We start from the raw sequence: 14,406 nt of genomic DNA on the forward strand, positions 1-14,406 counted from the left end.
GAGTTCCGCAAGCCTGGGGATAACATCAGCCCGGCTGGGGAAGGCGGCGCAGGCTGCGCCAGGCATCGAAGCTGTAGACGGCCAGGGCGAGCCAGATGAAAGCGAAGGCGGTCAGGCGGCTGGAGTCCAGGTGCTCGCCGAACAGCAGGATCGCCTGTAGCAGGACCAGCGTCGGCGCCAGGTATTGCAGGAAGCCCAGAGTGGCGTAGGGCAGGTGCCTTGCCGCAGCGTTGAAGCAGACCAGCGGAACCAGCGTCACCGGGCCCGCGGCGACCACCCACAGGGCTTCCGGGGTGCTCCAGAAAGCCGTTTCGCTGGTCGGCCCGTCGGCGAACCACAGCAACCAGACCAGCGCCAGCGGCAGCAGCAGCCAGGTTTCCACCACCAGTCCGGGCAGCGCGGCGACCGGCGCCTTTTTGCGGATCAGGCCGTAGAAGCCGAAGGTCAGGGCCAGCACCAGCGACACCCAGGGCAGGCTGCCGAGTTGCCAGACCTGCTGCGCCACGCCCAGCGAAGCCAGGGCCACCGCCAGCCATTGCAGGGGACGCAGGCGTTCCTTGAGCAGCAACATGCCGAGCATCACGTTGATCAGCGGATTGATGTAGTAGCCCAGGCTGGCTTCCAGCATGTGGCCGTTGTTCACCGCCCAGACATAGGTCATCCAGTTGCTGGCGATCAGCAGTCCGCTGGCGGCCAGCACGACGAAGCGCTGCGGATTCTGGCGCAGCTCACGCCACCAGCCCGGGTGCTTCCAGAACAGCATCAGGACGGCACCGAACAGGGCCGACCAGACCGCGCGCTGGACGATGATTTCCACCGCGGGGATGCGTTCGAGCAGTTTGAAGTAGAGCGGGAACAGTCCCCAGATCACATAAGCCGTCAGGCCGAGGACATAGCCCCGACGGAGGTTGGCGGTCGCCATGGAGAATCCTTGAAACGTCAGGCAGGTAAGAATGGCCGTGCACGGCATGCACGAGCGGATGACCTGTGAATTCTAGTAGGGGGGTGACGGGGTTGTCTGCGCACAGTTCCCGCGGAAAAGCACCGGCACACTTGCCGTTCCCTCGCCTGCCCCGCGGCGGGACGGATAGCGCCGCGCGCCATTCGCCCTGTCCGCAGGAGGCTCAGAACAGCCGCAGCGGTTCCTCGTCCAGCGCCGCCAGTTGTTCGCGCAGCACCAGCACCTGCTCGCCCCAGTAACGTTCGCTGCCGAACCAGGGGAAGCTCGGCGGGAACGCCGGGTCGTCCCAGCGCCGCGCGAGCCAGGCGCTGTAGTGCATCAGGCGGAGGCTGCGCAGGCCTTCGAGCAGCGGTAGCTGGCGCGGGTCGAAGTCGTGGAACTCGTTGTAGCCGTCGACCAGTTCGGCAATCTGCGCCAGGCGTTCGTGGCGCTCGCCGGCGAGCATCATCCACAGGTCCTGGAGGGCCGGGCCCATGCGGCAGTCGTCGAGATCGACCATGTGGTAGACCTCGTCGCGGCACAGCAGGTTGCCCGGATGGCAGTCGCCGTGCAGGCGGATCGGCTGGTAGGGCACCTCGGCGAACAGGGCGTCGAGGCGTTTCAGCAGGTCGCGGGCGACCGACTCGTAGGCCGGCAGGAGGCTCCTGGGGATGAAATTGCCTTCCAGCAGAGTGGCCAGCGAGGCGTGGCCGAAGTTATCCACAGCGAGCGCCTCGCGGTGCTCGAACGGCCGCGTGGCGCCGACCGCGTGCAGGCGGCCGAGCAACTGGCCGAGGCGGTAGAGCTGGTCGAGATTGCCCGGCTCGGGCGCGCGCCCGCCGCGCCGGGGGAACAGGGCAAAGCGGAAGCCGGAGAATGCGAACAGGCTTTCGCCGTCGCGCGACAGCGGCGCCACCACCGGCACCTCGCATTCCGCCAGCTCGGCGGAGAAGGCGTGCTCCTCGCGGATCGCCGCGTCGCTCCAGCGGTCCGGTCGGTAGAACTTGGCGATCAGCGGCTCGCCGTCCTCGATGCCGACCTGGTACACGCGGTTTTCGTAGCTGTTGAGCGCCAGCACCCGTGCGTCGCTGAGATAGCCGAGGCTTTCCACGGCATCCAGGACGAGATCGGGGGTCAGTTGGTCGAAGGGATGGGACATGACGGGGCATCCAAGGCTCGAAAGACCCCTAGTGTACGCAAGCCGGCGCGGGCCGGCAGGTTCACAGCGGCGTGCCGAGCAGGACCTGGGCTGGATCGAAGGAGGCGATCACCTTCTGGCCCTTCTTCAGCCCCAGGCTGGCCAGGCGTTCGCCGGACAACAGCGCGCAGAGGGTAAGACCGCTGCCCAGGGCGATGCGCACCTCGCTGGGACCGGCCTTGGCCGCGAGGATTTCCTCCAGGGTGCCGTGCAACTGGTTCGGCTGGTCCTCGCGCGGTTCCAGTCCGACGTCCAGCCAGCCGGCCTTGATCAGCGCCAGTACCGGGCGGCCGCGACCGAGTTCGAGTTGCTCGGTGCTGGCGCGGGTGATCAGCGCCTCGATGCGTTGCTGGCCTGGCAGCTCGATGGCGATGCGGTCGTGGAAGCCTTCGCCATGGATCGACAGGACCCGTCCGTGCAATTGGTTGCGTGCGCTGGTGCGGAGCATCAGGCGGCCGATCAGGTTGAGGTCCTCGGCGTCTTCCGCGGCCTGCAACACCTGCGCTTGCAAGGCTTCCAGGCGCCGGTAGAGAGCCAGCAGGCGTTCGCCCTCGGCGGTCAGCCGGGCGCCGCCGCCGCCCTTGCCGCCGACGCTACGCTCGACCAGCGGACGCTCGGCCAGGTTGTTCAGTTCGTCGATGGCGTCCCAGGCGCCCTTGTAGCTGATGCCCACGGCCTTCGCCGCACGGGTGATGGAGCCCAGTTCGGCGATCTGCGCGAGCAGGGCGATGCGTTGTGGGCGACGGGTGACGTGCTGGGCGAGAGTGGAGAGTGCGGACATGGAAGCTTCGCTATGAGCGGACGTATACGGCGAAGGCTCCAACAGCCATGGGCAAAACGCAAGGGCGTCACTCGGCGGCCTGGTAGAGACCGTAGCCGGCGGCGGCGCCGGCCAGGTCCCAGGCGAGGTCCTTCCAGCTCCAGCCGCTGCCGGCGGAACGGCTGTCGTAGAGTTCCTTGCCGACGCCGAAGGCGAGCGAGAAGCTCAGGCCGAAGCGTGCCTGGCGAGCACCGTGCAGGCCGCGGTCGTGGGCCATCTGCATGCCCGCCGCGGCAAGGGCCGCGGAACTGGCGAAATGCAAGGCCTTGTCTTCGCCCAGCCAGTCGTCTTCGGCGAAGTGGCTGCAACCGCCGAGCAACAGGCAGGCCGCGACCAGCAGTGCGCGCATGGATCCTCTCCCGTATCGGTTGCGCGGCAGTTTAGCCCAGCTCAGCCGGGCTTCGGCGTGCGCGCCAGGCAGTAGACGTCGACCCGCGCGGCGCCCGCCCGGCGCAACAGACGGGAAAGGCACTCGGCGGTGGCCCCGGTGGTGAGCACGTCGTCCACCAGTGCCAGGTGCAGCCCGCGAACATCGCTGGCGGGCGCCAGGGCGAAGGCGTGGCGCAGGTTGCGCCGCCGCACCGTCGCGTCCAGGCCCTGCTGGGCCGGAGTATCCAGCACTCGCCGCAGGCTGTGCGGATCGCAGCGCAGGCCCAGCTCGCCAGCCAGTCGCTCGGCGAGCTGTTGCGCCTGGTTGAAGCCGCGACGACGTTCGCGCCGTGGCGCCAGCGGGACCGGCAGCAGGCGTGCCGGGGGCGGCAGGCCTTCGGTGTAGCGTTGCCGCAGGTGTTCCGCCAGCAGCTCGCCGAGCAGCCGCCCCAGCGGCCAGGCCGCCTGGTGCTTGAAGCGGTTGATCAGGCTGTCGAGCGGAAAGGCGTAGCGCCAGGGCGCGATCGCCTGTTCATAGGCCGGCGGGCGGCGCAGGCACTCGCCGCACACCTGGCCGTCCAGCGGCAGGGGCAGGGCGCAGCGCCGACACTGCTGGCGCGACCAGGGCAGGTCGGCGGCACAGGCGCGGCACAGCGGGCGGGGCGGCTGGTCGCTGCGGGCGGCGCAGAGCAGGCAGGCCGGCGGCGGCAAAAGCCAGCGCGTGAGAGGACGAAGCGGGAACGACATGGCGGGACTTCCTGGCGGATGTCGCACCATGCAACCGCAGACGCGCGGCGCCGACCAGCCGTTGTCAGCGGGTTCGGAATTCGCCTGTGGATAACCGAAACCTTCCTTCGCTCCTTGCGGAAGCGGCCGACGCGTGGATCAGTGGATGAGCCAGCTCATGACGATCAGGCCGAGCACCGTCCAGATCACCCCGCCGACTATCGAGCGGCGCATGAAGGCGCGTATGCCGCTGTAGAGCAGCAACAGGCCGAGCACCAGGAAGACGAAGCTGAACAGCGATGCGTCCATGCCGATGGCCCTGGCCAGGCCGTGGAGGAAGTCGTCCATGGCGCCCCAGATACCGCCCAGCAGGCCGGAGAGCAGGTCCACCACGAAGCGGATCGCCCTGCCCAGCATCTCGCCCAGTCCGTCGAAAAAGCCTTCTGTACCCATGAGTGTCCTGTCCTGAGTGTTCCCAGCGTTGGATCAGAGATTAGCCGCCGGGTTCAGCGCCGGCTGCTGCTTTGCTGCGGAGCGAGGAACGACTGGCGGAAGTATTCGCGGAACGCGCGCATCCCGGCGCTCGCTTCGGTGTCGCGGCGCCAGGCCAGGCCGACGCTCATCGACGGCACCGGGTCGACCAGCGATAGCGTCCCGATGCGTTTGCCTTCCAGCGACCAGGGCCGGTACACCAGGTCGGAGAGGATGGCCACGCCGGAGCCGTTGGCGACCATGCTGCGCACCGCTTCCACCGAACTGGTATGGAGGATCACCTGCGGCCGGTGGCCGCTCTGTTGCCAGTAGCGCAGCGCGCTCTGCCCGGCCTCGTCGACGGTGAGCATGATGTAGGGCTCGCCGGCCACGTCGGCAAGGCCCAGGTCGGCCTTCTCGCCCAGCGGATGGCGGCTGGGCAGCCACAACCGGCGCTCGGAGTTGAACAGGGTTTCGGCGGCGATCCCGGGCTCGGTGAGATTGCCGGTGAGCAGCACGGCGATGTCGTAGCGACCGTCGAGGAGGCCGCGCTCGATGCTGGCGCGCTCGTCCTCGAACAGTTGCAGCTCCAGTTCCGGGTACCACTGCGCCAGGCGTTGCAGGTGGTGGGGGAGGAAATAGCCCATCACGGTATAGCTGGCGGCGACCTTCAGGGTGCCTGCGACCCGGGTGTCCGGTTGCGGGCTGTTGAGCGCGTCGTCGACGCTGCGCTGGATCGAATAGGCGTGGTTGAGGAAGTGCCGGCCGCTGTCGGTCAGGTTCATGCCCTGCGCCGTACGGGTGAACAGGGCGACGCCGAGCATGCCCTCCAGTTCCTGGATCGCGCTGGTCACCGCCGACTGCGAGATGTTCAGGTGGATGGCGGCCTGGGAGATCTGGCCGAACTCGGCGGTGGCGATGAAGTAGCGAACCTGGCGGAGGGTCAGGGCCATGGGGAGCATCCGGAGGAGGTATCTGTTTTTCAGAAACCAGTCTATCGAATAATAAATCTACCCAATACCTTTCCCGGCTTTTACCGTGGCTCCATCCAACAACAAGACAGATGAGGCCAGCCGGCAATGACTGAAGTCGACCTCAATTCCGACATGGGCGAAGGCTTCGGCCCATGGACCATCGGCGATGGCGTGGACGCCGCGATCATGCCGCTGATCAGCAGCGCCAACATCGCCACCGGTTTCCATGCCGGCGACCCGAGCAGCATGCGCCGCACCGTGGAGATGGCCGCCGAGCATGGCGTGGCCATCGGCGCCCATCCGGGCTTCCGCGACCTGGTCGGCTTCGGTCGCCGGCACATCGCCGCGCCGGCCATCGAGCTGGTCAACGACATGCTCTACCAGCTTGGCGCCCTGCGCGAATTCGCCCGGCTGCAGGGCCTGTCGCTGCAACACGTCAAGCCCCACGGCGCGCTCTACATGCACCTGGCGCGCGACGAGGCCGCCGCGCGCCTGTTCGTCGAGACCCTGCAACGCCTGGAACCGGAACTGCTGCTCTATTGCATGCCCGGTTCGGCCACCTGGCGCATCGGCCGGGAACTGGGCCAGCCGCTGGTGCGCGAGTTCTACGCCGACCGCGACTACGACCGCAGCGGCTCCATCGTCTTCACCCGGCGGGTCGCCGCCCTCGATCCGCAACAGGTCGCCGACAAGGTCCTGCGCGCCTGCCGCGAAGGCAAGGTGCGTACCGTCGAGGGCGAGGACCTCGACATCGCCTTCGACTCGGTGTGCATCCACAGCGATACCCCCGGTGCCCTGGCGCTGGTCGCCAGCACCCGTGCGCGCCTGGAGGGCGCCGGCATCCGCATCAAGGCGCCGCGTTGAGCGCCGCTCGCTTCGGCGAGCCTCGCGACAAGCTTTTCTGCCATTTCCTACAACGTTCGAATAATGAGGATTCGTCATGGCCGAACATAACGTGCAGTCCCCCTTGCCCGGCACCTTCTATCGCAAGGCCAGCCCTGACGCGCCGCCCTACGCGGAGGTCGGGCAGGCGGTCGAGGCCGGCAGCGTGATCGGGCTGATCGAGGTGATGAAGCAGTTTTCCGAAGTGCAGGCCGGGCAGGCCGGCATACTCCAGGCGTTCCACGTGGAAGATGGCGAGGCCATCGAGCCGGGCCAGGTGCTGGCGGTGATCGCCAGCGCTACCTGAGGAGGACGCCATGCACAAGCGACTGAACAAGCTGCTGGTGGCCAATCGCGGCGAGATCGCCGTGCGCATCATCCGCGCCGCGCAGGCACTGGGCATTCCCACGGTAGCGGTGTGCAGCGAGGCGGATCGCGATTCGCTGGCCGCGCGGCTGGCCGATGAGGTACGCCTGATCGGCCCTGCGCGGGCCGAGCGGAGCTACCTGGATATCGAGGCGATTCTCATGGCGGCGCGGGAAACCGGTGCCGACTCGATCCATCCCGGCTACGGTTTCCTCTCCGAGAACCCCGCCTTCGCCGAAGCGGTGCAGGCGGCCGGACTGGTCTTCGTCGGTCCGGATGCGCAGACCATCCGCCGCATGGGTGACAAGGCCGAGGCGCGGCGTACCGCGATGGCCGCCGGGGTGCCGGTGGTGCCGGGCTCGCCCGGCGAGCTGGACGACCTCGACGCGGCGCTGGCTTGCGCCGAAGAGGTCGGCTATCCGCTGCTGGTCAAGGCCTCCGCCGGCGGCGGCGGGCGTGGCATCCGTATCGCCCACGACGCCGACGAACTGCGTCGGGAATTCCCCATCGCCCAGCGCGAGGCGCAGGCCGCCTTCGGTTCGCCGGCGGTGTACCTGGAGCGCTTCATCCGCCAGGCGCGGCACATCGAAGTGCAGATCCTCGGCGACGGCGAGCGCGCGGTGCATCTGTTCGAGCGCGAATGCTCGCTGCAGCGGCGGCGCCAGAAGGTCTTCGAGGAGGCACCTTCGGCGGCGCTGGACGGCGCGCAGCGCCAGGCCCTCTGCGAGAGCGCCGTGCGCCTGGCGCAGAGTCTCGGCTATCGTGGCGCGGGCACCCTGGAATACCTGTTCGACGCGCACAGCGGCGAGTTCTTCTTCATCGAGATGAACACCCGTATCCAGGTCGAGCATCCGGTCAGCGAGATGGTCACCGGCATCGACCTGGTCCAGGCCATGCTGCGCATCGCCGCCGGCGAGGCGCTGCCCTGGCGCCAGGAGGACATTCGCCTGAACGGCGCGGCGCTGGAGATGCGGATCAACGCCGAAGACCCGGCGCGCAATTTCTTCCCCAGCCCCGGCACCGTGGAGCGCCTGGAGTGGCCGCAAGGCGAGGGCGTGCGAGTGGACAGCCACCTGTACCCCGGCTACCGGGTGCCGCCGTACTACGATTCGTTGCTGGCCAAGCTGATCGTCCATGGTCGCGACCGCGACGAAGCGTTCGCCCGCGCGCGTCAGGCGCTGGAGCGCACCGTGCTGGCCGGCATGGCCACCACCCTGCCGCTGCACCGCTGGCTGCTCGCCGATGCGCGGGTACAGGCCGCGCAGTTCGATACCGCTACCCTGGAAACCTGGCTCGCCGAGCGGACCGCAGCCGCGCAGGAGGTTTGAGATGCACGCCAACATCCGCTACAGCTTCGGCGGCGACGAGCACCTGTTCGCCGAGGTCGCCGAAGCCATGTCGCTGGAAGCCTTCTTCCGCGGCATGGCGATCACCCGCGCCATCAAGGCCCTGCAATTGCCCGGGGTGCTCGACGTGTGCCTGGCCAACGCCTCGTTCCAGGTCCGCTTCGACCCCGACCGGCTGGCCCCGCAGGCGCTGCTGGAGACCGTGCGCGGACTGGAGGCCGAGGCAGTCGCCGCGCGCAGCATCGAGACGCGTATCGTCGAAGTACCGGTGTTGTACAACGATCCCTGGACCCACGAGACCCTGATGCGCTTCCGCGACCGTCACCAGGACCCGGACTCCACCGACCTCGAGTACGCCGCGCGGATCAACGGCTACGCCGACGTGCAGGCGTTCATCCAGGCGCACAGCGGCACGCCGTGGTTCGTCTCGATGGTCGGTTTCGTCGCCGGCCTGCCGTTCATGTACCAGATGGTCGAGCGCGAACGGCAGTTGCAGGTGCCCAAGTACCTGCGTCCGCGCATCGACACGCCGAAGCTGACCCTCGGCCACGGCGGTTGCTTCGGCTGCATCTATTCGGTGCGCGGTGCCGGCGGCTACCAGATGTTCGGCGTGACTCCGGCGCCGATCTTCGATCCCCGCCAGGGCCTGCCCTATCTCGAGGAATCGATGGTGTTCTTCCGCGCTGGCGACATCGTCCAGTTCCGCCCCATCGAGCGGACCGAATACGAGCGCATGGCGGCCGAAGTCGAAGCGGGCACATTCGACCTGCGCATCCGCCCGGTGAGTTTCGATCTCGACGCGTTCCTCGCCGATCCGCGAGGCTGCACGCAACGTCTGCAGGAGGTGCTGTATGTCGATTAAGGTGCTCAAGCCCGGCCTCGCCACCTCGGTGCAGGACGCCGGCCGCGAAGGCCACTATCACCTGGGCATCCCGCCGTCCGGCGCGCTCGACCAGTATGCCCTGCGCGCGGCCAACCTGCTGGTGGGCAACGCACCGACCGCCGCCGTGCTGGAGTGCGCGCTGCTGGGTCCGCAGCTGGAGTTCCAGCGCGACGCCCTGGTGGCCGTGTGCGGGGCGCGCATGACGCCTCGCCTGGAGGGCGCGGAGATGCCGCTGGATACTTCCTTCCGGGTGCGCGCCGGCCAGGTCCTGGGGTTCGATTTCATCCGTGCCGGCGCCCGTGGCTATCTCGCCATCGACGGCGGCATCGCGGTACCCGAGGTGCTGGGCAGCCGTTCGACCTACGGTCTGGGGGCGATCGGTGGCTTGCAGGGACGACGGCTGGCGGAGGGCGACCTGCTGCCCCTGGGGTCTGCCTCGCCCTCTGCCGTGGAGGGCTTGGCGCTGCCGCGTTCGCTGCAGGTGGAGGTCGGCGGCGAGGTGAGCTTGCGGGTGGTTCCCGGGCTCTACGTCCATCGCCTGACCCCCGACGCGGTCGAGCGTTTCTTCGCCGAGACCTGGACCGTCGGCTCGGAGGCGGACCGCACCGGCTACCGCTTCAAGGGCGGCACGGCGCTCCGGTTCGAGCCGCGCGAACAGCCATTCGGCGCAGGCTCGGACCCGTCCAACATCGTCGACGCCTGCTATCCCATCGGCTCGATCCAGGTACCGGGCGGGCTCGAACCCATCGTCCTGCATCGTGATGCGGTGTCCGGTGGGGGATATGCCACGCTGGGCACGGTGATCAGCCCCGACCTGAACCGGCTGGCGCAGATGCAACCGAACCAGAAGGCGCGTTTCGTCGCCGTCAGCCTGGAGGAAGGTCTCGAGGCGCGTCGCCGTTACAACTGGCAAGTGCAACGACTCCAGCACTTCTTCCTGCGCTGAGTCGATACCGGGCCGCTTCGGTCTGCGAAGCGGCCCCGGGCGGTCACTTGTAGTAGACCTCTATCGCGGCGGTGGCGTTGAAGGGGCCTGGCGTTGGAGTGCCCGTCATCCACCTCACCTGGGCGAGGAAGTTTCTTATGACCACCAATTGGTTCTGGCTATTGGGCACCAGTACGAACTCCTTGCCGATATCGATGATGCTGCGGTCTTCCTGCTTGAGAAGTCGGATTCCCACGGACTTGTTGTTGTTATCCAAAAGAGTGTCCGAACCCCACAGGGAGGTGCTGCCGGAGGGGAGGAACATCGCGTTCAGGCCATAGGCGCTGCTGCAGTTCTTATTGGCGGTGACGCTGAACGGAAGTTCCTTGAGGATCTGGTCCCGGCTGGCGAAATAGGCCTGCAGGCTTTGGAAGTCGACGGTTTTCGGAGAAAGGCTGATTGTGGACGCGCAGGCGACGTAGCGAAGGTTATTCAAGCCGTGGAGGGTCATGCGGAAGTTGTACCCCCCTATGTTATTGATAGCGCTCTCGCCATCGAACTGGAAAATCGGGTAGGCGTTTACCCCTGTGATAGGACCTTCCTTACCGGTACTGGGACCTGCCCGCTTGGAGAGAAAGAAGTTGAAGTTGACGATCATCTTCTTCGCCCTGCCTTCGCAACCTCGTCCCGCCCAGCAACCATCGAAGTGCATGCCGATCTCCTTTCGGCACTTGTCGAGTGTCGAGCAGCGCAGGTCTTCGCCGTTCAGGTTGATGCCCACCTCCAGGTCCGAACCCAGCGCGCCCTGACCGGTTGGACTCAGGTAGAAATAGACCTGCTCTGGCCCCCAGTCGCGATCCTGGAAGCAAGTGATCGATATGGAGTAGTTCGGAGACCGCCAGAGTACAGTGTCCTTGGGGAGGACCGATGGAACAGCGATGCTCGTATCGATGTAGACATGATCTTCGGTTTGCTTGTTGTCCGATTTCCAGCACATCAAGGCGAAGCTTTTCTGCGACAGTACGAGCAGCATTGCGACAAGCATGTAACGGATGAAGGCATTCATGGGGTTCTTCTGCAGGTTGTTAATCGATTCTTGTTTTTGCAGAGCATGCCGCGCCTGTTGCAGGTGCGGCCTAGCGGTCACTTGTAATAGACCTCTATCGCGGCGGTGGCGTTGAACGGGCCTAGAATGGGTCTGCTCGTCATCCACCTCAGTTGGGCGAGAAAGTTCTTCGTCACCGTCGTCTGGGTTGGGGTGTAGGGAATGAACTCGAACTCCTTACCGATACTGATGACGCTGCGATCCTCATTGAGGAGCCTGATGCCCACTGTTGGATTGTCCTTGGCCAGCAACGTATCCGTGCTCGACAGGGTGGTATTGCTGGCGGGAATGAACATAGCGTTCAGGCCATAGGCGCTGTTGCAGCTCTTATTGGCGGTGATGCTGAAGGGAAGTTCTTTGATGACCAGATTCTGTGCGGCAAATTGCGATTGCAGTATCTGGAAGTTGAGGGTCTTTGGAGAAATGCTTAGCGTGGAGGTGCAGGCGACGTAGCGGAGGTTGTTCATGCCAAGGGCATTCATACGTAGGTTCCGGCCCCCCAGGTTGTTGATGCCTCCCACTCCATCGAACTGGAACAGTGCGTAGGAGTTTACGCCCGTGATGGGACCTTCCTTGCCGGGAGTGGGGGCGGCGAGTTTGGAGAGGAAGATCTGGAAACGGACCTGCTTGGTCTGAGCCATGCCTTCGCATCCCCCCCGTCCTCCTGTCCAGCAACCATCGAAATGCATGCCTATCTTCTGCCGGCAGCCGGGGAGCGAGGAACAACGGAGGTCCTCGCCGTTCAGGTTGATGCCCACCTCCAGGTCCGAGCCCAATGCGCCCTGGCCGTCCGGACTGAGATAGAAATAGACGTCCTCAGGTCCGGTGTTTTCGCGCTCCTGGTAACACCTGACGGAGAAATCGTAGGTTGGAGAGCGCCAGAGCACGGTGTCCTTGGGCAGAGCCGAAGGCACGGCGATGCTCGTGTCGATGTTGACATAGTCGATCGTTGCCTTGTTGTCCGCTCTTTCGCAGGTCAGCGCATAACCTTTCTGCGTCAACGCAACCAGCATTCCCACAAGTAGTGTTCGGGTAATTGCATTCATGGTGTATTCCGGGCCTCATGGGTGTTTGGCGTTGGTCTCTACGCCTGATTTCAATGCGCCGTGATAAGGGTGGAGGTTCCCTCCGTCGCTGACGATCGCGTAACGCACTTTGTCGGGATGGCAGGCGGCGATGTCGAACTGGTGATTGGAGAAGGGCGCCAGCATCAGGTGTTCGATGGCTTCGCCGCAGCTCCGCTCCGATGCGTCGAGGAACTCCAACTGGCTGAAGGTGATGTGGTAGGGCGAAGGATTGTGTGCCTTCGGATTGCCGCTGGTGCCGAGCGTCCACGTCACGCCCTCGTTCGCCTGCTCGACGGTGGCTTCCAGGGGCGGCCGATAGAACAGCTTGAAGCGATGGCGTAGGGCGATCTGCAGGGTCTCGGGAGTACTGGGCGCGTGCGGCACGTCCAGCACGCTCAACAGCAGGTAGGTCTCGCGGTCGGTGGGCAGGCCCTGGCCCTGGTAGAGCACCTCTACCTTGGCCCGCTGGCCGGCGCCCAGGCGGAGCAGCGGCCTGGACACGGCGAAGGGTAGCGCCTGCCCCTTGCCGTCGGTACCCCAATCCAGGGAGATTTCCGCCAGGGCTGGCTCCTTGCCCTCGTTGACCAGCGTGATCGGCAGGCGCTTGCCTTTCATCACGAAACGGTTCTGGCCGTCGAACGAGAGATCGGCATGGGCGGACATGCACAGCCAGGCGAATATCGATGCAAGAACCATCCGAAGCCAACTTCGGACCTGGAAGAGGCGCTTTCCATTCATATTCCTGAATGTGCCCGAATGAAACCCGTATCGTGTTTTGGAAAGTGGTTGGTCGGAAGGATCGAATATATTTTTCGTTATACTTCCGCTGCGCTTTGAATGGCTATATTTAGGGTGGTTGGTTGCGTTCATGGTTCAAGTCTGGATAACTTGTTTTGGTTGCGCACCGCTAGGGTGGCAAGAGACTCAATGTTTCTCCATGTTAGAAACCTGCCAGGGAATATATAAATAAGATATTTCCTATTTCTTGTAGGAAATATCCTAAGGATTACTTGTAGTTTTCCGAGGTAGTTGCGCCGTTTCTTCCAGGGAGCCGAATGCCACATAGAGGACGAGGCCGATTGGAGCAGTCGATGACTGCTGGCTTCTACATGGATGATCAAATATTGATCAGATGTAGTCCTGTGTCCTGGGTTGGGTTGACAGCGTCATACAGCCACTTATGATGCCCTTGAGCCTGACCCCCGGCGTGCCGGGGCTCCCCGACAAAAGGCGCCATACAAGCGTCGAAGGAATCTTCCCATGAGTGCAACCGCTTCCGTCGCCACCCGTCACGACTGGTCCCTCGCCGAAGTCCGTGCCCTGTTCGAGCAGCCGTTCAACGACCTGCTGTTCCAGGCGCAGACGGTGCATCGCGCGCACTTCGACCCGAATCGCGTGCAGGTCTCGACGCTGCTGTCGATCAAGACCGGCGCCTGTCCCGAGGACTGCAAGTACTGCCCGCAGTCCGGCCACTACAACACCGGCCTGGACAAGGAGAAGCTGATGGAGGTGCAGAAGGTCCTCGAGGCGGCGGCCGAGGCCAAGGCCATCGGTTCGACCCGCTTCTGCATGGGCGCTGCCTGGAAGCACCCGTCGGCCAAGGACATGCCCTACGTCCTGGAGATGGTCAAGGGCGTGAAGAAGCTCGGCCTGGAGACCTGCATGACCCTCGGCCGCCTGACCCAGGAACAGACCCAGGCGCTGGCGGACGCCGGCCTCGACTACTACAACCACAACCTGGATACTTCGCCGGAGTTCTACGGCAACATCATCACCACCCGCACCTACAGCGAGCGCCTGCAGACCCTGGCCTACGTGCGCGAGGCGGGGATGAAGATCTGCTCCGGCGGCATCCTCGGCATGGGCGAGTCGGTGGACGACCGCGCCGGCCTGCTGATCCAGTTGGCCAACCTGCCGGAGCACCCGGAGTCGGTGCCGATCAACATGCTGGTGAAGGTCAAGGGCACGCCGCTGGCCGAGGAGAAGGACGTCGATCCGTTCGACTTCATCCGCACCCTGGCGGTGGCCCGGATCATGATGCCGAAGTCCCACGTGCGCCTGTCCGCCGGCCGCGAGCAGATGAACGAGCAGATGCAGGCGCTGGCCTTCATGGCTGGGGCCAACTCGATCTTCTACGGCGAAAAGCTGCTGACCACGAAGAACCCGCAGGCCGAAAAGGACATGCAGTTGTTCGCCCGTCTCGGCATCAAGCCGGAAGAGCGCGAAGAGCACGCCGACGAAGTGCACCAGGCCGCCATCGAGCAGGCGCTGGTTGAACAACGCGATTCGCAGCTGTTCTATAACGCCGCTTCCGCCTGACCATACTGGAAGGGA

16 protein-coding genes are annotated in these 14,406 nt (G+C 65.2%); 6 read left to right on the plus strand and 10 right to left on the minus strand.

Features of this window, described 5'->3' with window-relative positions; translation table 11 throughout:
- Window positions 1–25: 25 nt before the first annotated feature.
- The 7 genes from rarD to AC4OR5_RS12215 form a co-directional block, all read right to left on the minus strand.
- The gene (gene rarD, locus AC4OR5_RS12185) at window positions 26–922 is read right to left on the minus strand and encodes an EamA family transporter RarD (protein WP_058160911.1); all 897 of its coding nucleotides are present in this window, start codon (window positions 920–922) and stop codon (window positions 26–28) included.
- A gap of 202 nt (window positions 923–1,124) precedes the next feature.
- Complete coding sequence (locus AC4OR5_RS12190; RefSeq protein ID WP_003084794.1) at window positions 1,125–2,099, minus strand: serine/threonine protein kinase; 975 nt, start codon at window positions 2,097–2,099, stop codon at window positions 1,125–1,127.
- A gap of 61 nt (window positions 2,100–2,160) precedes the next feature.
- A complete protein-coding gene (locus tag AC4OR5_RS12195) occupies window positions 2,161–2,919 on the minus strand; it encodes a TOBE domain-containing protein (RefSeq protein WP_003084796.1) in 759 nt (252 codons plus the stop codon).
- Window positions 2,920–2,986: 67 nt separating this feature from the next.
- Window positions 2,987–3,307 (minus strand): YfiM family lipoprotein, encoded by a 321-nt coding sequence (locus tag AC4OR5_RS12200; protein WP_003129064.1) that lies wholly within the window; start codon window positions 3,305–3,307, stop codon window positions 2,987–2,989.
- A gap of 41 nt (window positions 3,308–3,348) precedes the next feature.
- On the minus strand, window positions 3,349–4,074 hold the full coding sequence (locus tag AC4OR5_RS12205) for a ComF family protein (RefSeq protein ID WP_031693667.1): 726 nt from the start codon (window positions 4,072–4,074) through the stop codon (window positions 3,349–3,351).
- Window positions 4,075–4,212: 138 nt separating this feature from the next.
- A complete protein-coding gene (locus AC4OR5_RS12210) occupies window positions 4,213–4,506 on the minus strand; it encodes a hypothetical protein (protein WP_003084806.1) in 294 nt (97 codons plus the stop codon).
- Between the two features lie 53 nt (window positions 4,507–4,559).
- A complete protein-coding gene (locus AC4OR5_RS12215) occupies window positions 4,560–5,486 on the minus strand; it encodes a LysR family transcriptional regulator (protein ID WP_079992448.1) in 927 nt (308 codons plus the stop codon).
- Between the two features lie 117 nt (window positions 5,487–5,603).
- Between AC4OR5_RS12215 and AC4OR5_RS12220 the strand changes: the two genes are divergently transcribed.
- From AC4OR5_RS12220 to AC4OR5_RS12240, 5 genes are all read left to right on the plus strand, one after another.
- Complete coding sequence (locus tag AC4OR5_RS12220; protein ID WP_031639709.1) at window positions 5,604–6,362, plus strand: 5-oxoprolinase subunit PxpA; 759 nt, start codon at window positions 5,604–5,606, stop codon at window positions 6,360–6,362.
- Window positions 6,363–6,438: 76 nt separating this feature from the next.
- The gene (locus tag AC4OR5_RS12225) at window positions 6,439–6,687 is read left to right on the plus strand and encodes an acetyl-CoA carboxylase (protein ID WP_003084813.1); all 249 of its coding nucleotides are present in this window, start codon (window positions 6,439–6,441) and stop codon (window positions 6,685–6,687) included.
- Window positions 6,688–6,697: 10 nt separating this feature from the next.
- A complete protein-coding gene (locus AC4OR5_RS12230; RefSeq protein ID WP_003084815.1) occupies window positions 6,698–8,074 on the plus strand; it encodes an acetyl-CoA carboxylase biotin carboxylase subunit in 1,377 nt (458 codons plus the stop codon).
- Between the two features lies 1 nt (window position 8,075).
- On the plus strand, window positions 8,076–8,954 hold the full coding sequence (locus tag AC4OR5_RS12235) for a 5-oxoprolinase subunit B family protein (protein ID WP_058160915.1): 879 nt from the start codon (window positions 8,076–8,078) through the stop codon (window positions 8,952–8,954).
- Window positions 8,944–9,921, plus strand: coding sequence for a 5-oxoprolinase subunit C family protein (locus AC4OR5_RS12240; protein WP_031688822.1), 978 nt, complete (start codon window positions 8,944–8,946; stop codon window positions 9,919–9,921). Before AC4OR5_RS12235 ends, AC4OR5_RS12240 begins: the two co-directional genes overlap by 11 nt.
- A 43-nt stretch (window positions 9,922–9,964) precedes the next feature.
- Here AC4OR5_RS12240 and AC4OR5_RS12245 read toward each other — a convergent pair whose 3' ends face one another.
- From AC4OR5_RS12245 to AC4OR5_RS12255, 3 genes are all read right to left on the minus strand, one after another.
- Entirely contained in the window at window positions 9,965–10,966 is a 1,002-nt protein-coding gene (locus tag AC4OR5_RS12245) for a fimbrial protein (RefSeq protein WP_058160917.1), read from the minus strand.
- Window positions 10,967–11,043: 77 nt separating this feature from the next.
- Window positions 11,044–12,051 carry a fimbrial protein gene (locus tag AC4OR5_RS12250; RefSeq protein ID WP_031688823.1) on the minus strand — a complete coding sequence of 336 codons (1,008 nt, stop codon included), beginning with the start codon at window positions 12,049–12,051 and terminating at the stop codon, window positions 11,044–11,046.
- 15 nt (window positions 12,052–12,066) lie between these two features.
- Complete coding sequence (locus AC4OR5_RS12255; RefSeq protein WP_003118852.1) at window positions 12,067–12,768, minus strand: fimbrial biogenesis chaperone; 702 nt, start codon at window positions 12,766–12,768, stop codon at window positions 12,067–12,069.
- A 564-nt stretch (window positions 12,769–13,332) separates the two neighbouring features.
- Here AC4OR5_RS12255 and bioB point away from each other — a divergent pair.
- The gene (gene bioB, locus AC4OR5_RS12260) at window positions 13,333–14,391 is read left to right on the plus strand and encodes a biotin synthase BioB (protein ID WP_009315099.1); all 1,059 of its coding nucleotides are present in this window, start codon (window positions 13,333–13,335) and stop codon (window positions 14,389–14,391) included.
- Window positions 14,392–14,406: the final 15 nt, after the last annotated feature.

It is taken from the genome of Pseudomonas sp. YA1 (assembly GCF_058680555.1).

What these genes read in the sequence shown, in the direction of transcription:
- rarD (WP_058160911.1), bottom strand. Translation starts at nt 922, where the DNA reads ATGGCGACCGCCAACCTCCGTCGGGGCTATGTCCTCGGCCTGACGGCT.
- AC4OR5_RS12190 (WP_003084794.1), bottom strand. Translation starts at nt 2,099, where the DNA reads ATGTCCCATCCCTTCGACCAACTGACCCCCGATCTCGTCCTGGATGCC.
- AC4OR5_RS12195 (WP_003084796.1), bottom strand. Translation starts at nt 2,919, where the DNA reads ATGTCCGCACTCTCCACTCTCGCCCAGCACGTCACCCGTCGCCCACAA.
- AC4OR5_RS12200 (WP_003129064.1), bottom strand. Translation starts at nt 3,307, where the DNA reads ATGCGCGCACTGCTGGTCGCGGCCTGCCTGTTGCTCGGCGGTTGCAGC.
- AC4OR5_RS12205 (WP_031693667.1), bottom strand. Translation starts at nt 4,074, where the DNA reads ATGTCGTTCCCGCTTCGTCCTCTCACGCGCTGGCTTTTGCCGCCGCCG.
- AC4OR5_RS12210 (WP_003084806.1), bottom strand. Translation starts at nt 4,506, where the DNA reads ATGGGTACAGAAGGCTTTTTCGACGGACTGGGCGAGATGCTGGGCAGG.
- AC4OR5_RS12215 (WP_079992448.1), bottom strand. Translation starts at nt 5,486, where the DNA reads ATGCTCCCCATGGCCCTGACCCTCCGCCAGGTTCGCTACTTCATCGCC.
- AC4OR5_RS12220 (WP_031639709.1), top strand. Translation starts at nt 5,604, where the DNA reads ATGACTGAAGTCGACCTCAATTCCGACATGGGCGAAGGCTTCGGCCCA.
- AC4OR5_RS12225 (WP_003084813.1), top strand. Translation starts at nt 6,439, where the DNA reads ATGGCCGAACATAACGTGCAGTCCCCCTTGCCCGGCACCTTCTATCGC.
- AC4OR5_RS12230 (WP_003084815.1), top strand. Translation starts at nt 6,698, where the DNA reads ATGCACAAGCGACTGAACAAGCTGCTGGTGGCCAATCGCGGCGAGATC.
- AC4OR5_RS12235 (WP_058160915.1), top strand. Translation starts at nt 8,076, where the DNA reads ATGCACGCCAACATCCGCTACAGCTTCGGCGGCGACGAGCACCTGTTC.
- AC4OR5_RS12240 (WP_031688822.1), top strand. Translation starts at nt 8,944, where the DNA reads ATGTCGATTAAGGTGCTCAAGCCCGGCCTCGCCACCTCGGTGCAGGAC.
- AC4OR5_RS12245 (WP_058160917.1), bottom strand. Translation starts at nt 10,966, where the DNA reads ATGAATGCCTTCATCCGTTACATGCTTGTCGCAATGCTGCTCGTACTG.
- AC4OR5_RS12250 (WP_031688823.1), bottom strand. Translation starts at nt 12,051, where the DNA reads ATGAATGCAATTACCCGAACACTACTTGTGGGAATGCTGGTTGCGTTG.
- AC4OR5_RS12255 (WP_003118852.1), bottom strand. Translation starts at nt 12,768, where the DNA reads ATGGTTCTTGCATCGATATTCGCCTGGCTGTGCATGTCCGCCCATGCC.
- bioB (WP_009315099.1), top strand. Translation starts at nt 13,333, where the DNA reads ATGAGTGCAACCGCTTCCGTCGCCACCCGTCACGACTGGTCCCTCGCC.